General features: G+C 69.5%; 13 protein-coding genes and 1 pseudogene. 5 read left to right on the top strand and 9 right to left on the bottom strand.

From position 1 onward, the window contains the following. Positions 1-51: 51 nt before the first annotated feature. The 3 genes and pseudogenes from P409_RS41535 (at position 52) to P409_RS10445 (ending at position 4,696) form a co-directional block, all read left to right on the top strand. Positions 52-2,359: pseudogene (locus P409_RS41535) on the top strand (efflux RND transporter permease subunit). After that, the gene (locus P409_RS10450) at positions 2,352-3,215 is read left to right on the top strand and encodes an SDR family oxidoreductase (RefSeq protein WP_081991410.1); all 864 of its coding nucleotides are present in this window, start codon (positions 2,352-2,354) and stop codon (positions 3,213-3,215) included. The pseudogene P409_RS41535 and the gene P409_RS10450 overlap by 8 nt, the downstream one beginning before the upstream one ends. Beyond that, the gene (locus P409_RS10445) at positions 3,212-4,696 is read left to right on the top strand and encodes a TolC family outer membrane protein (protein WP_081991409.1); all 1,485 of its coding nucleotides are present in this window, start codon (positions 3,212-3,214) and stop codon (positions 4,694-4,696) included. Before P409_RS10450 ends, P409_RS10445 begins: the two co-directional genes overlap by 4 nt. Here P409_RS10445 and P409_RS10440 read toward each other — a convergent pair. From P409_RS10440 to P409_RS10400, 9 genes are all read right to left on the bottom strand, one after another. After that, a complete protein-coding gene (locus tag P409_RS10440) occupies positions 4,672-5,346 on the bottom strand; it encodes a response regulator (protein ID WP_034835190.1) in 675 nt (224 codons plus the stop codon). The genes P409_RS10445 and P409_RS10440 overlap by 25 nt on opposite strands. Positions 5,347-5,754: 408 nt before the next feature. Beyond that, positions 5,755-6,519, bottom strand: a complete 765-nt coding sequence (locus tag P409_RS10435) for a type 1 glutamine amidotransferase domain-containing protein (protein ID WP_052120335.1) — start codon at positions 6,517-6,519, stop codon at positions 5,755-5,757. Between the two features lie 3 nt (positions 6,520-6,522). Then, entirely contained in the window at positions 6,523-7,020 is a 498-nt protein-coding gene (locus P409_RS10430; RefSeq protein WP_193366486.1) for a hypothetical protein, read from the bottom strand. Continuing rightward, positions 7,017-8,105 carry an ABC transporter ATP-binding protein gene (locus tag P409_RS10425; protein WP_034835187.1) on the bottom strand — a complete coding sequence of 363 codons (1,089 nt, stop codon included), beginning with the start codon at positions 8,103-8,105 and terminating at the stop codon, positions 7,017-7,019. Before P409_RS10425 ends, P409_RS10430 begins: the two co-directional genes overlap by 4 nt. A 2-nt stretch (positions 8,106-8,107) precedes the next feature. Continuing rightward, the gene (locus tag P409_RS10420) at positions 8,108-9,052 is read right to left on the bottom strand and encodes a carbohydrate ABC transporter permease (protein WP_052120333.1); all 945 of its coding nucleotides are present in this window, start codon (positions 9,050-9,052) and stop codon (positions 8,108-8,110) included. A 3-nt stretch (positions 9,053-9,055) separates the two neighbouring features. Further along, positions 9,056-10,114 carry a carbohydrate ABC transporter permease gene (locus P409_RS10415; RefSeq protein WP_034835184.1) on the bottom strand — a complete coding sequence of 353 codons (1,059 nt, stop codon included), beginning with the start codon at positions 10,112-10,114 and terminating at the stop codon, positions 9,056-9,058. A gap of 121 nt (positions 10,115-10,235) precedes the next feature. Then, positions 10,236-11,669, bottom strand: coding sequence for an extracellular solute-binding protein (locus tag P409_RS10410; protein ID WP_034835181.1), 1,434 nt, complete (start codon positions 11,667-11,669; stop codon positions 10,236-10,238). A gap of 57 nt (positions 11,670-11,726) precedes the next feature. Then, positions 11,727-12,818, bottom strand: coding sequence for an ABC transporter ATP-binding protein (locus P409_RS10405; RefSeq protein WP_034835178.1), 1,092 nt, complete (start codon positions 12,816-12,818; stop codon positions 11,727-11,729). 148 nt (positions 12,819-12,966) lie between these two features. Further along, the gene (locus P409_RS10400; RefSeq protein WP_202964624.1) at positions 12,967-13,677 is read right to left on the bottom strand and encodes a GntR family transcriptional regulator; all 711 of its coding nucleotides are present in this window, start codon (positions 13,675-13,677) and stop codon (positions 12,967-12,969) included. 130 nt (positions 13,678-13,807) lie between these two features. Between P409_RS10400 and P409_RS10395 the strand changes: the two genes are divergently transcribed. Next, positions 13,808-15,049, top strand: a complete 1,242-nt coding sequence (locus P409_RS10395; RefSeq protein WP_034835197.1) for an iron-containing alcohol dehydrogenase — start codon at positions 13,808-13,810, stop codon at positions 15,047-15,049. A gap of 12 nt (positions 15,050-15,061) precedes the next feature. Then, a partial coding sequence (locus P409_RS10390; RefSeq protein ID WP_034835175.1) for a hypothetical protein occupies positions 15,062-15,253 on the top strand: 192 nt, incomplete at its 3' end.

Genomic DNA, 15,253 nt, shown 5'->3' with positions numbered 1-15,253 from the left:
ACCGACGGCGCCGGGGAGCAGCGCTCGCTGGCCCGGCTCGACGGCGAGCCGGTGGTCGCCTTCGCCGTCTACCGCGCCAAGGGAGCCAGCGACACCGTGGTGGCCGACGGCGTCGCCGCGCGCCTGGCCGACCTGCAGTCCCGCGCGCCGGGCGTCACCATCAGCGAGATCGCCTCGACCGTCGAATACACCCGCGACAGCTACGATTCGGGAATGGCGGCGCTGGTCGAAGGCGCGCTGCTGACCGTGCTGGTGGTGTTCCTGTTCCTGCGCGACTGGCGGGCGACGCTGATCGCGGCCGTGGCCATGCCCCTGTCGATCCTGCCGGCCTTCTGGGCGATGGACCTGCTGGGCTTCACCCTGAACAGCATCTCGCTGCTGGCGCTGACCCTGGTGGTCGGCATCCTGGTCGACGACGCGATCGTCGAGATCGAGAACATCGACCGGCATCTGCATCTCGGCAAGCGGCCGTACCGCGCCGCGATCGACGCCGCCGACGCGATCGGCCTCGCCGTGGTCGCCACCACGCTCACCATCGTCGCGGTGTTCGCGCCGGTCAGCTTCATCGGCGGCGTCACGGGCCAGTATTTCGAGCAGTTCGGCCTGACCGTGGCGGTGGCCGTGCTCGCCTCGCTGCTGGTGGCGCGGCTGCTGACGCCGCTGATGGCGGCCTATCTGCTGCAGCCGAAGCGGGTGGCGGCCGGCGGCGATGCAGGTGCCGCGCCGTCACGGCCAGATAGCCACTACGTCCGGCTGCTGAACTGGACGCTCGACCACCGCGGCGCCACCCTGGCCGCGGCCGGCGCCCTCCTCGCCGGGTCGCTGCTGCTGGTGCCGCTGCTGCCCTCCGGCTTCCTACCGGACAGCGACAGCCGGATCTCGAACCTGCAGGTCGAGCTGCCGCCCGGCGCCACCCTGGCCGACACCGATGCGGTGGCCGGGCGCATCGCCGCCGAGCTGCAGCAGCGGCCGGAGGTCGACCACGTCTTCGCCGCCATCGGCGGGGCCGGCGGCGCCGCGGCGGCCGACGCCAACGCCTCGAGCGAGGATGTCGCCAAGGCCAGCCTGGTGATCGTGCTCAAGCCGCGCGGCGAGCGCCAGATGACCCGCAAGGCGTTCGAGCGTTCGGCCCGGGACGAGCTGTCCCGGATCCCGGACATCCGATTCGCCTTCCTGGGCGAGAGCGGCGGCAAGGACGTGTCGATCGTGCTGACCGGCGACGATGCGGAGAAGCTGAGCGCCGCCGCCCGGGCGCTGGAGCGCGAGATGCGCGCCCTGCCGGTCCTGGCCAATGCCCGCTCGACCGAACCGCTGCCGCGGCCGGAGATCCGCATCCGCCCGCGGCCGGACGAGGCGGCGCGGCTCGGCGTCTCGGCCCAGGCGATCGGCACTGTCGCCCGCATCGCCACGATCGGCGACACCGACGCCAACTCGGCCAAGTTCAACCTCGGCGACCGCCAGGTGCCGATCCGGGTGGCGCTGGACCGCGCGGCCCGCGCCGACATCGAGACGCTGCGCCAGCTGCGCGTGGCCGGCGACCGCGGGGGCCGTGCCGCTGACCTCGGTGGCCGGGATCGGCTTCGGCGCCGGCGATGCCGAGGTCGAGCGCTTCGACCGTCGCCGCCGGGTCTCGGTCGAGGCGGATCTGAACGGTGTGCCGCTCGGCACCGCCCTGGCCGCGATCGAGGCGCTGCCCGCGCTGGCGCAGCTGCCCGAGGGGGTGGAGCGGCCAGCCTATGGCGACGCCGAATCGATGGGCGAGATGTTCGCCAGCTTCGGCGGGGCGATGGTGGCCGGCCTGCTGGTGGTGCTGGCGGTCCTGGTGCTGCTGTTCCGCGACTTCCTGCAGCCGGTGACCATCCTGGCGGCGCTGCCGCTGTCGGCGATCGGGGCCGTCCTGGCGCTGCTCGGCATCGGCGCGGCGCTCGACCTGTCGACGGTGATCGGCCTGCTGATGCTGATGGGCATCGTCACCAAGAACTCCATCCTGCTGGTCGACTTCGCCATCGAGGGGCGCCGGGCGGGTCTCGACCGGCGCACGGCGCTGATCCAGGCCTGCCTGGTGCGGGCCCGGCCGATCGTCATGACCACGCTGGCGATGATCGCCGGCATGATGCCGGCGGCGCTGGGCTTCGGCGCCGATGCCGGCTTCCGCGGCCCGATGGCGGCGGCGGTGATCGGCGGCCTCGTCACCTCGACCGCGCTCAGCCTGGTGCTGGTGCCGGCGGTGTTCACGCTGATGGACGACCTGCGCGCCTGGCTGGCGCCCCGCCTCGGCCGGCTGACCTCGGTGACCGAGGCCGACCGCGCGGCAGCGGAGCCTGCCGCTGCCGCCCGACAGGAGGCCCGACATGCATGAGCGGTATTTCCCCCCGCCCGACGAGCGGCCGCGGGCGCGGCGCCGGTACGCCCGGCCGTTCCGCCGGCCGCCGGCGGCGACGAGAACCGTCTCGGGGCGGATGGCGGGAAAGGTCGTCCTGGTGACGGAGGCGGCGTCCCCGATCGGCCGGACCAGCGCGCTCGCCCTGGCGCAGCAGGGCGCGGTGGTGCTGGTCGCCGACAAGGATCCGGGGGCCGGGGTCGAGACGGCGGTGATGATCCGCGATGCCGGCGGACGCGTCGCATTCCAGTGCCACGACGTCGGCGACAGGGTCTCGTGGAGAAAGGTCGTGGAAGCGGCATGGTCCGGGTTCGGGGCGCTGCACGTGCTGGTCAACACCGTCGGCATCCCGGTCCTCGGCCATCACGCCGACGCGGCGTGGACGGATCTGGGGCGGGAGCGGGCCTCCGGCCTCCTGGCGGTATCGCTGGGGCTGGAGCACGCCATTCCGGCCATCGCGCGATCAGGCGGCGGCGCCGTCGTCAACGTCGCCTTGACCGACAGTCACGCGGGCAATCCGCGCTTCCCCTATCGCCCTCCCGGCAAGGGCGAGATCACGCTGCTGACCAAGGCGAGGGCGCTCGAATGCGTCGGCGCGCGCAACGGGGTCCGGGTCAATTCCGTCCGCCCGACTTCGATCGACGCTCCGATCATCGGCACGGCAGAGCCGGCGGCGACCGTCCGGACCTCGGTCCGGATGGGCCATTCCGGCACGCCCCAGGACATCGCCGAGGGCGTGCTGTTCCTGGCCTCCGACGACGCGCGCTACGTCACCGGCACCGAGCTGATCATCGACGGGCGGCTGAACCCGGATGATGCGAGACAACGGAGATGAAACCGATCATGGCAGTTGGGTCGAGCCGCTTCCGGGCGGCGATGCTCGTCATCGCACTGTCGCCGGCCGCGGGAACGGCCTCGGCGCAGCCGATCACCGAGGCGCTGGCATCGGCCTATGCCACCAATCCGGACCTCGCCGCCGATATCGCCAATCTGAAGGCGGTCAACGAGGGCGTCGCCCAGGCCCTGTCCGGCTACCGGCCGTCGGTCAGCGCGAGCGCCAGCATCGAGAGCCAGTTCACCAACACGCAGACCGACGGGCAGCGCAACGGCACCGCCCTGCCCTCGGGCGGCCGGGACGGACGGTGGCACGAGGTCAACCCGGCCACGATCGGCATCACCGTCAACCAGAACATCTACAATGGCGGCCGCACCCAGGCCGCAGTGAACCAGGCCGAGAACACGGTCATGGCCACCCGCGCCGTCGTCCGCACCACCGAGCAGACGGTGCTGCTCGACGCCGCGACCGCCTATGCCGACGTGGTCCGGGCCCAGGCGGCGCTCGACGTCCGGCGCAGCAACGAAGCCGTGCTGGGCCAGCAATTGCAGGCGACCCGGGATCGGTTCCGTGTCGGCGAGGTGACCCCGACCGATGTCAGCCAGGCGGAGGCCGGCCTGGCCAGCGCCGTCGCCGGCCGCGTCGAAGCGGAGGGCACGCTGCGCACCGGCCGCGCCATCTTCGAGCGCATCGTCGGCCGGCCGCCGGGGACGCTGGAGACGCCGGCCGTGCCGGCCGGCCTGCCGACCTCGATGCAGGATGCGATCCGGAAGGCCCAGGCGAACCATCCGGGCATCGTCGCCGCGCTGTTCAGCGAGCGCGCCGCGGCCGACAACATCGACCTGCAGTTCGGCGCCCTGCTGCCGTCGATCGACCTGCAGGCGCGGATCCAGCGACAGTATTCGACGGTGTCGCACCCGCGGTCCGGCGGCGGGGCGCAGAACCGCATCGATTCCGCGGCGATCGTCGCCCAGCTGACCATTCCGCTGTATGCCCAGGGCAACCAGGAGTCGATGGTGCGGCAGGCGCGCTATGCCCATGGCCAGAAGCGGATCCAGATCGAGGCCCAGCGGCGCCAGGCGATCCAGAGCGCTGTCGAGGCCTGGCAGTCCCTGGTCACCGCGCGCGCGGCGATCACGTCGTTCCAGGTGGCGGTCAGGTCCGAAATGATGGCGGTGGACGGGCTGCGGCAGGAGGCCCGGGTCGGCTCGCGCACCGTCCTCGACGTCCTGACCGAGCAGCAGAACCTGCTCAACGCCCAGCTCAACCTGGTGGAGGCGCGGCGCAACGAGGTGGTCGCCGGCTATCGGCTCCGCGCCGCCATCGGCACTCTCACCGCGCGCGACCTGGCGTTGCCGGTCGAGGTCTATGATCCGGAGCCGGACTACCGGAAAACCCGGTCCCGCTGGTGGGGAACGTCGGTCGATGGGTGGCCGCCCCCATCGCCGGGCTCACCTCATGACGTGGTCCGCAGCAAATAGCCGACGCCGCGGATGCTGCGGATCTCGACCCCGGCATCCGCCTCGGCGAGCTTGCGCCGGAGCCTGGACATATGGGCATCGAGCGAGTTCGACTGGATCTCGTCGTCGAGGCCGTAGACGGCGGATTCCAGCGTCTCGCGCAGCACCGCGCGCTCCCGGCGCTGGATCAGGGCCTCCAGGATCGCCAGCTCCCGCCGCCGCAGCGGCAGCGGGCGGCCATCGACCAGCGCCTCGCGATGGCCCAGGTCGAATTCCAGCCGGCCCAGCCGGGCGAAATCCGGCCGCGCCTCCGGCGGCCGCCGCAGCACGGCGCGCAGCCGGGCCAGCAGCTCCTCGAAGGCGAAGGGCTTGGCGAGATAGTCGTCGGCGCCGGCCTCGAGGCCGGAAACCCGGTCGCCGACGTCACCGCGGGCCGTCAGCATGATCACGGGCACCGCCATGCCCGACCGGCGGAGGGCACGCACCAAACTCAATCCATCGCCATCCGGCAGGCGTCGGTCCGCGATGATGGCCCGGTACTCCGCGCACCGCGCCGCAGCCTCGGCCTCGGCCAGCGAGGCGGCGCGATCGACGACGAAATCCCGCACCGCAAGGGCCGCGGCCAGGACCGCGGCCATTTCCGGCTCATCCTCGACGAGAAGCACGCGCATCACGACCTCCGTTGGAAGATCCTGATCCACCGCGATCGCGACTATATTAGGGCGTCAATCCATCTCCACCACGACCTCGGCTCCGCTTGGTCCTCCTAGCCGGGCAGGATTGCAGGGGCATGCAGGCTCTGAGGTCGACTGAGCGCCATAAGCGGAAGCTACGAAGGCCGCTCCAGCTCAGACAACCCGCATCTCCCTCACGGTGACGGTCGAGGGCGACGCCGTCAGCCTGCGCGAGGCGCTGTCCAACAGGGTGCATCTGGCCTCGGCGAAGGAGACCCTGATCCGCTCGACGTCGGAGTGATCGCCCCGCCGCCATCTCGGCGGGGAAGAAGCCGGGACGAACCCCGCCCCCCTCCCTTGCCTGGCGAGGTCGCCGGCCTGGTCAGGCGAGATCGGCCGCGACGGTTATTGCGCCGCCGATGCCTGTCCCTTTGCCGCCAGCAGCTGCTGCACCATGGCCTGGACCAGCCGCGGCAGGTCGTAGGGGAAGCGCGCGGTGATCAGGTTGCCGTCGACCACGCAGGGCTCGTCGAGCACGACGGCGCCGGCATTCTCCAGGTCGATCTGGATGTTCCACACGGCGGTGGCGCGCCGGCCCTTGAGGATGCCGGCGCTGACCATCACCCATTGGCCGTGGCAGATCGCCGTGGTCGGCTTGCCGGCCTCGTCCATGGCGCGGACGAAGGCCCGGGCGTGCGGGTCCATGCGCAGCGCATCCGGGTTCCAGCAGCCGCCCGGCAGCAGGACGGCGTCGTAATCCGCCGCCTTCGCCTCGTCGGTGTAGCGGTCGATCTTCAGCCAGCCGGCATTCTCCATCAGCCGGATGGCAAGGACGTGGGTGGCGCATTGCGGCGGGAAGCGCAGCCCCAGCGTCGGGTCGAATTCGCCGATGCGCGGCGAGACGATGTGGACCGTGGCCCCGTGCTCGGTCAGCCAGCGATGGGCGCCCAGGATCTCCACCTCCTCCACGCCGTTGGTGCAGCAGATGGCGATGCGCTTGCCCCTCAGCAGCGCCGGGTCCGAGGGCGGGTCGAACAGGAAGCTGTTGAGCTCCCGGTTCAGCTCGCCATCCGCCGTGACCAGCAGCTCGGTGGAGATGGAGGGCACCGGCGACGTGGACATCAGCTGCTGCATCCGGTGGAAGGCGGCCGCTTGCTCGCGTGGGTTCATCGTTCACTCTCCTGGAGATGTCGAGGGATTGTGCTCGCCGGATCCTTCCTCGCTTCCGGCCCGGCGGCCTTGCAGCATCAGCAGGCAGGCCAGGACGCCGGCGATGATCGCGACCGTCCAGGTGAAGCCGTGCATGTACCAGGGCCTGGCGGCCAGCTGGGCCTTGCCGCTGACGGTGCCGGGATCCGGGGGCTTGAGGAAGAACAGGCCGTAGAGATGCGCGGCGAGGATCGCGACCAGCAGGACCAGGCAGAAGATCATGGCGACGATCATCGCGGCCTTGACCACGGTCCGCTTCGGGACGCCGGGCTGCGCCAGCGGCAGCAGGTTGTTCGCCAGCGCCGCCACGATGACGAGCACGCCGCCCGCCGTGAACAGCGCGATCTCGAAGGGCTGGAAGATCAGCAGCAGCGCCACGACGCCGAGCCCGATGATCGCGTGTTCCAGCCTGCGCGCGGCGGCGGGCGACAGCCCGCCCTGGCTGTGGTCGTGCCGGCTCATGCGCGGACCGCCTTGCCGTCGGCGGCGAAGATGTGGGTCTGCGTGGGGTCCGGGACCAGGCGCAGCGGCTCGCCCACCGTCACCTTCCGGTCGCGCGGGACGACCACCCGGATGTCGCCGCCGGCCCTGGTCCGGGCATGGATCAGCGTCTCGGCGCCCATCGGCTCGATCAGTTCGGTCACCGCATCGATGGTGCCGGCGGTATCCCGGGGCACCACGGTGAAGGCGCGCGGGCGCACGCCGACGGTGACCCGCCCCGGCCCCAGCGCCGCGACGGCCGGGTTGGCGGGAAGATCGACATCCTGCTGGTCGAAGCCGACCGTCGCCTTGCCGTTGCCATAGCCCTTGAGCTCCGCCTCGATCAGGTTCATCTGCGGCGTGCCGATGAAGCTGGCGACGAACACATTGGCCGGCCTGGCGAAGACCTCATGCGGGCTGCCCACCTGCTCGATCAGCCCGTCGCGCATGATGGCGATGCGGTCCGCCATGGTCAGGGCCTCGAGCTGGTCATGGGTGACGATGACGGTGGCCTTGGACAGGTTGGACAGGACAGCCTTGATCTGGCCGCGCATGGCGTGGCGCAGTTCCACGTCCAGCCGCGACAGCGGCTCGTCGAACAGGAAGCAGTTGGGGTCGCGCACGATGGCGCGGGCGACGGCGACGCGCTGCTTCTCGCCCTCCGAGACCTGGCCCGGCATCCGGTCCAGCACGTCGCCCAGATGCAGGATGTCGGCCACCCTGCCGACACGGGCGGCGATCTCCGCCTTGCCGATGCCCTCGCGGTGCAGCGGCATGGCGATGTTCTCGCCGACCGTCAGCGCCGGGTAGAGGGCGTAGAACTGGAACACCATGGCGATGTTGCGCCGCTGCGGCGACAGCTCGTTCATGCGCTGGCCGGCGATGACGATGTCGCCCGCCGTCGCCCGCTCCAGCCCCGCGATCATGCGCAGGGTCGTGGTCTTGCCGCAGCCCGACGGGCCGAGCAGGCAGACGACCTCCCCCGCCGCCACCGACAGGTCGGCGTCCCGGACCGCGACGAAGGGGCCGAACGCCTTGGTGATTCCGCGGATCTCGATGGTCGACATGGCTATTTCCTGACCGTGCCGAAGGTGACGCCGCGCAGCAGGTGCTCCTGCAGGAAGAAGGTGACCAGGAAGACCGGGATCAGGAACAGCGTCTCGATCGCGGCCAGCAGGGTCCAGTCGGTGCCGCGGCCGCCGGAGGAGACGGCCTGGTTCATCGCCACCGGCACGGTGCGCGTGTCGGGTCCGGTCAGCAGCAGGGCGAACAGGAACTCGTTCCAGGTCAGGATCAGGCCGAAGACGAAGGTCGCGGCCAGGCCGGCGACGACCTGCGGCAGGCAGATCTTCCAGAACACCTTGACCTCGGACGAGCCGTCGATGCGGGCGGCGTCCTCGACATCGGTCGACAGCTCGTCGAAGAAGCTCTTCATCATCCAGATGGTGAAGGCCAGGTTGAAGGCGGTGTAGAGCAGGATGATGCCGGGATAGGACCCGGACAGGCCGACGGCGCGGAACATCAGGATCACCGGGATGATGACGACGATGGCCGGCAGCATCCGCGTGGTCAGGATGATGAACAGGTAGGTGTCGTTGCCCTTGAGCGGGTAGCGCGAGAAGCCGTAGGCGGCGAGCGTGCCGAGGACCAGGGCCAGCAGCACCGAGACGGTCGCGATCACGATCGAGTTGAAGAAGAAGCGGTCGAAGCCGGTCGCCTCCGGCAGGCCGCCGGCCGTCATGACCCGCGAGAACACCGAGCCGAAATTGTCCAGCGTCGGGGTGAAGACGAAGCGGTCGGGGATCAGGCCGAACAGCGAGGTCGGCGACAGTGTCGGCGGCACCGACAGCGCCAGCTCCTGCGGCTTGATCGCGGTGAAGATGATGAACAGCACCGGCAGGAAGTAGAGCAGGCTGACGCCGGCCACGACCAGGGTGCGTCCCCAGCCGGCCTCGGCGACGCCGTGGCTGCGGCGGAACCCGATGCGTTCCCAGATGGAGGGGCCGGACGCCATGGATCAGCTCTCCCGGTTCCTGCGGTTGGCGAGATAGAGGTAGAGGTTGGTGAGCACGATCACCATGAACAGCATGACGTAGGAGATCGCCGCCCCCTCGCTGGTCTTGTTCTGCTCGTTGGCGATGCGGATCAGGTGATACGAGATCGTCATCGTGTCGTTGCCGCCCTTGGTCAGCAGGATGACGAGGTCGGCCAGCTTGAACGCCTCGATGGTGCGGAACAGCAGCGCCAGCATCAGCAGCCCGCGGATATAGGGGAAGGTGATGGTCCAGAAGCGCCGCCAGGCGGAGACGCGGTCGATCGCGGCCGCCTCGTAGAGGTATTTCGGCACGGAGACGAGCCCCGCCAGCACCAGCAGCATGACGAAGGGCGACCACATCCAGGCATCGGCGAAGACGATGCCCGCCACCGCGCCGGCCTTGCTGTCCATCAGGATGAACTGGCCGTCGGTAATGCCGTTCATCACGTAGCTGAGGATGCCGAAGGTCGGGTCGTAGTAGTAGGTGAAGAAGACGCCCGAGGCGACGACCGACAGCATCATCGGCGTCAATACGAGGATCAGGAGATACTTGCGCAGCGGGAACTGCTTGGCGAAGAGCATGGCCAGCAGGAAGCCGATCACCATCTGCGCAGCCACGGTGAGCACGACGAACATGGCGGTGTTGGTCAGCGCGTGCCAGTTGTCGGCCGCGGCGATGTCGTTGGTCAGCACCTTGATGTAGTTGCCGAGCCCGACGAACCGGATCGACTGCTGGTTCGACTGGTAGGCGAAGAACGACAGCCCCAGCGACCACAGCAGCGGGAAGATGTTCATCGTGAACAGCACGGCGATGGCCGGCGCCACCAGCAGCCCGCCATAGTAGCGGCGGCGATAGGCGTTGACCGCGAAGGCGGCAGCAACCAGCGCCGCCATGGCGCCGACGATCCAGAAGGAGATCACAGCGGGCAGCGCCGCCACCGCGGCGATGGAGACGGCGGCGCCCAGGACGATGGCCAGCCGCCAATTGTCGGCCGAAGGGGCCAGAAAGACTGGTGGTGTCCGGCCCGCTGGAGCCGACATGGTCGGTGTCACTGACATGGGCGCTCTCGATCGCAATTCTGCTTATCGGATCCGGCCCGCATGGCCGCGCTAGGGCCGCCGCCGCCGGTCCGGATGGCCGGCGGCGGCGGCCTGCGTCACGTCACTGGATGAGGCCCGCTTCGGTCAGCAGGTTCTGTTGGAACTTGGCGATGTTGTCCAAGGTCGTCTTGGCGTCCTGCTTGCCGGTGATCGCCAGGTCGAACTGGTCCTGCTGCTCGGTCAGCAATTCGAAGAACTGCGGCACGTGCCATACGTCCTTCTGCCAGTCGAGCGACGCGGCCCATGCCCGGTTCCACGGGCGATAGGTCACGTATTTCGGATCCGAATACACCGACTTGATCGCCGATTGGCCGCCGGCCGCAGCGAACTGGTGCTGGATGGCGGGAGAGAGCCACCATTTCACGAAGTCCACCGCCTCCTTGATCTGGGCGTCGGTGGTCCAGGTGGTCAGCACGAAAGGCTGCCCGCCGATGTTGGACCAGCGGACCATCTTGCCGTCGGCGCCGATGGTCCCCGGCATCAGGCCGAACACCAGCTTGTCCGCGACCTTCGAGGTCTTCGGGTCGAGCGAAGCTTCGCCGAGGCCGATCCAGTCGACGTTCATGGCCACCTTGCCTTCGCGGAACAGCTCGTCCGACTTGAAGATGTCCATGGTGCCGGTCTTGGCCACCGGCGGCATATAGTTGATGAGCGCCAGATAGGTCTCCAGCGCCTTGACCGCGATCGGCGAATTCACCACGCCTTCCGCTTGGCCCTTCGGCACCTGGGTTTCGTCCCAGATGTCGCCGCCCATCTGCCAGATCAGGCCGTTGATCTGCATGGACGAGAAGTCGTAGCTCTTCCCGGCCTGAAAGGCGATGCCGTAGAAATCGTCGTCGGCCGGCTTGCCGGCCAGCATCTCGCCCTTCTTGCGCCGGAAGAACTCGCCGACATTCCGGAAATCATCCCAGGTCATGGCGTCGATCTCTTCGCCCGTGCAGGGCAGCTTCTTCTGATACTTCGCCATGAAATTCTTCTGCTCGGCCTCGTCGCAGAGGACGTCCTTGCGCCCGTAGGTGACCAGCACGTCGGGGAACTGCGGGAAGCCGTAATAATTCTCGGACTTGTAGGGATAGGTCGCGTAGGCGTTCAGCGGATTGGGATGGATCTCCATGAACGCCTTCTTGAAATCGGGATCGGCATCGAGGAGGTCGTTGATCTTCCGGAAATAGCCGCCCTCGACGAACGCACCCAGCCACTGCGAGTCCGACACGATGAAATTGTATTTCTGCTCGCCGGAGGTGAGCGAGGCGTTCACCCGCGTGTAGAAATCAGGCCAGGGAATGAAGTCGACATCGAGCTTCACGACATTGCCGGATTTCGGCTTGTACTGCTCGTCGAAGAATTTCTTCATAACGCGGGTCGGCGGCCAGTCGGGCACCGCCATCGACAGCGTCACCTCCTCGGCCAAGGCAAACCCGGCGCCGCCGGCCATCAGCACAGCGGCCAGGCCCGCCGCCACCACTGCACCCTTGATCTTCGTCGTTGCCGTCATTTTTAGGTCTCCTCCCCATGTGTTATTGGCGTTCTTGTTTTTGTCCGGTCTCCTGCCTCAGGTGATCGCCTGTCCGTTCGAGGCCCGGAAGACGTGGAGCTTTGCCGGGTCGAGAACGATCGAGGCCTGCTGGCCGGGCCGCAGGCCCGACGCCGCCGCTTCCGGCAGCACCAGCCGGAGCGTCTCTCCCCCGGCCGCGACTGAGATCACGGTGACGTCGCCCAGCGGCTCCAGCATCGCGATGCTCGCCGCCACGCCGCCTTCGCCGCCGGTCGCGAGACGGATGTCGCTCGGCCGGATGCCGACCACGGCCTCCTCGCCCGCCTCCGCGGCGCCAAGCTTACGCGCGCATGCCAGGGGGCCGATCGCGGAGTCGATGACGGTGCCGCCGCGGGCCAGCCTGCCCTTGATCAGGTTCATGGCGGGCGAGCCGATCTTGCCGGCCACATACAGGTCCCGCGGGGTGTCGTAGAGCTCGTCGGGCATCCCGGTCTGCACCACGCCGCCATCCCGCAGCACGGCGATTTCCTCGCCCATCGACAGCGCCTCTAGCTCGTCGGGCGTCGCATAGACGATGGTAAGACCGAACTGGCGGTGCAGCCGCTTCAGCTCGGCGCGCATGTCGTGCCGCAGCTTGGCGTCGAGATTGGTCAACGGTTCGTCCAGCAGCAGGATCCGGGGGCGCCGGATCAGCGACCGGCCGAGCGCGACCCGCTGCTGCTCGCCGCCCGAGAGCGTGCCGGGTTTGCGGTCGAGCTTCGCGTCGAGCCGGAGCATCGCCGCCGTCTCGCGGACGCGGCGGCCGATCTCCTCCCGTCCCTCGCCCGCCTCGACCAGCGGATAGGCCAGGTTCTGGGAAACGGTGAGATGCGGATACAGCGCGAAGGACTGGAACACCATCGACACGCCGCGTCCGGCGATCGGCTCATGCGTCCAGTCCCGGCCGAAGATCTCGACCCGGCCGCGGTCCGGCGCGACGAGGCCGGCGATGGTGCGCAGCGTCGTCGTCTTGCCGACCGAGCTGGGCCCGAACAGCACGAAGAAGCGGCCTTCCGCGACGCTGAACGACAGGTTGTGCAGGGCTCTGACGTGGCCATAGGCCTTGCTGACATTCGTCAGGCTCAGAGCGCAGGCGTCGACCTGTCCCATCGCTATCCCCCCTTCGCCGCCAGCGTATCACGGATCGGCCCGCTGCCGACGGATCTCATGATCCGGCCGCGGGAACCCGGTTCGAGCCATGCGTTTTCCGAGCGGTCCGACGCCCTTCCCCCACCGGCAGGCTCGACCACGGCCGGCATCAGTCGAACGCCGGCAGCAGGCGGTCGCGCGACCGCTCGACATGCGCGCGCATGGCCCGCCCGGCCTCGTCCGGGTCCCGCCGGGAGAAGGCGGCCAGGATCGCCGCGTGCTCGTCGAGCGCCTCCTCGGTCACGCGTGAATGGAACATCAGGCGGAAGATGTGGAAATGGGTGTGCTGGTGCGCCAGCGTCTCACGGATCAGCTCGTTGCCTGCGACCGCGAGGATCTTGTCGTGGAACACCGCGTCCTCGCGCGCGAACTGGGAATAGCGGGCCCGCGCGTCCGCGCCATCCGGGCGTGACATCACCCCCGCCGCATCGGCCAGTTCCTGCAGCGCCGCATCCGTCATCGCCGCCGCGGCCCGGCACGCGGCGTCGGGCTCGAGCAGCAGGCGCAGCTCGTACAGCTCGGTGAAGCGCCGGCGCGAGATTTGGGGGGCGGCGCTGTAGCCGACCAGATGCGTCTTGACCACAAGGCCTTCGCCTTCCAGGCGGCCGAGCGCCTCGCGGATCGGCGTCTGCGAGACATTCAGCTCGCGCACCAGGGCGTCGACCGTGATGCGGGCGCCGGGGGGAATCCTCAACGCCATCAGCTGGGCGAAGATCGCCTCGTAGACCTCGTCCGCGAGGCTGGCGGCGCGATGGATCACCGGGCTGCCATCGTCCGGACCGTTCGCCGAATGAGACGTGAGTGGTTTCTGGCTGCGCACTGCTTTGTCCCTTGACAATGCAACAGGGCTAGCACGATCCTCCGCCTCGTTCAATACGATATCCTATAGGATTTGATATAGGATTTTCGTCGAACGCGAGTTCCAGCATCGTCCATCGATGGAGGCGATCGTGACGTCCTTCTCGGCGATCCGGCTGCCCAAGGAGATCCTGTTCGGCAAGGGCCAGCGCGACGCCTTGCCTGCGGTCGCCGCCCGCCTCGGGCGGCGGGCGCTGGTGTGCACGGACGAGCGCCTCGCCACATCCTCCGAATTCGGGCGGGTGCTGGACGGGCTGCGCACCGCCGGGCTCGCCGTCAGCGTCCATGGAAGCGTGCAGCCGGACGTGCCGCGCGACAGCGCCGCCGGCTGCGCCGAGGAGGCGCGCGGCTTCGCGCCCGATCTTGTCATCGGCCTCGGCGGCGGCAGCTGCCTCGACATGGCGAAATGCGCCGCCCTGCTGCTCAGCCATGGCGGCCGGCTGCCGGACTATTACGGCGAGTTCAAGGTGCCGGGGCCGGTGCTGCCGGTTATCGCCGTCCCGACGACCGCGGGAACCGGGTCGGAAGCGACGCCGGTCGCGGTGATCTCCGATCCGGACCGCATGCTGAAGGTCGGCATCTCCAGCCCGCACCTCATCCCGGCCGCGGCGATCTGCGACCCCGACCTCACCCTCTCCTGCCCGCCGGCCCTGACCGCGGTCGCCGGCGCCGATGCGCTGACCCACGCCATCGAGGCGTTCACCGCCGGCCGGCGCCCGCCTTCCGCCGAGCTCACGCAGCAGCACGTCTTCATCGGCAAGAGCGCGCTGACCGACCATTTCGCGCTTCTCGCCATCCGGCTGCTCGGGCGCAGCCTCGAGCGCGCCTGGCGCGACGGGACTGACGAGGATGCGCGGGCCGACGTGATGATGGCGGCGCTGGCCGCGGGCTGCGCCTTCGGCACCGCCGGCACGGCGGCGGCGCATGCCATCCAGTATCCCGTCGGCGCCCTGACCCACACGCCGCACGGCCTGGGCGTCGCGGCCGCCCTGCCCTATGTGATGCGCTTCAACCGCGTCGCGGCGCTGGACGAGATGGCCCAGATCGCCGTCGCGCTCGGCATCGACGGCCGGCGCCTCACGCGCGCGGCCCTGGCCGACGCCGCCATCACCGAGGTGACCCGGCTGCTGGGCGCCATCGGCATCCCGCCGACCCTCGCCGACCTCGGCCTGCCCGCCGACAGGCTGGACTGGACCGCCGAGCAGGCGGCCGGCATCGAGCGCCTGATCAAGAACAATCCGCGCCCGATCGGGCTCGCCGAGATGCGCCGGCTGGTCGATGCCGCCTATCGCGGCGATCCGGACGCTGCGGCAGCCGACCCCGTCCTCGAATAAGGGACCCCGCCCATGACCGCCGCAACGCCGTTGGCAGCCGCGCCTCCTTCCCCCGCATCGGGCCTCGATCCGGCGAGCTGCGCCCGCGGCCTGCATATCGGCGGGGAATGGCTGTGGCCGGCAGGGCGCAAGCCCATCCCGGTCATCGATCCGTCGACCGAACAGCTCCTGGCCGAGGTGCCGGACGCATCGGTCGAGGATGCG

This window comes from Inquilinus limosus MP06, from assembly GCF_000767795.1.
Taxonomy (GTDB): Bacteria; Pseudomonadota; Alphaproteobacteria; order DSM-16000; family Inquilinaceae; genus Inquilinus; species Inquilinus limosus_E.
The sequence above is the reverse complement of the archived record's forward strand: the minus strand, read 5'-3'. Positions and strand labels throughout refer to the sequence as shown.

What these genes read in the sequence shown, in the direction of transcription:
- P409_RS10450 (WP_081991410.1), top strand. Translation starts at nt 2,352, where the DNA reads ATGCATGAGCGGTATTTCCCCCCGCCCGACGAGCGGCCGCGGGCGCGG.
- P409_RS10445 (WP_081991409.1), top strand. Translation starts at nt 3,212, where the DNA reads ATGAAACCGATCATGGCAGTTGGGTCGAGCCGCTTCCGGGCGGCGATG.
- P409_RS10440 (WP_034835190.1), bottom strand. Translation starts at nt 5,346, where the DNA reads ATGCGCGTGCTTCTCGTCGAGGATGAGCCGGAAATGGCCGCGGTCCTG.
- P409_RS10435 (WP_052120335.1), bottom strand. Translation starts at nt 6,519, where the DNA reads ATGAACCCACGCGAGCAAGCGGCCGCCTTCCACCGGATGCAGCAGCTG.
- P409_RS10430 (WP_193366486.1), bottom strand. Translation starts at nt 7,020, where the DNA reads ATGAGCCGGCACGACCACAGCCAGGGCGGGCTGTCGCCCGCCGCCGCG.
- P409_RS10425 (WP_034835187.1), bottom strand. Translation starts at nt 8,105, where the DNA reads ATGTCGACCATCGAGATCCGCGGAATCACCAAGGCGTTCGGCCCCTTC.
- P409_RS10420 (WP_052120333.1), bottom strand. Translation starts at nt 9,052, where the DNA reads ATGGCGTCCGGCCCCTCCATCTGGGAACGCATCGGGTTCCGCCGCAGC.
- P409_RS10415 (WP_034835184.1), bottom strand. Translation starts at nt 10,114, where the DNA reads ATGTCGGCTCCAGCGGGCCGGACACCACCAGTCTTTCTGGCCCCTTCG.
- P409_RS10410 (WP_034835181.1), bottom strand. Translation starts at nt 11,669, where the DNA reads ATGACGGCAACGACGAAGATCAAGGGTGCAGTGGTGGCGGCGGGCCTG.
- P409_RS10405 (WP_034835178.1), bottom strand. Translation starts at nt 12,818, where the DNA reads ATGGGACAGGTCGACGCCTGCGCTCTGAGCCTGACGAATGTCAGCAAG.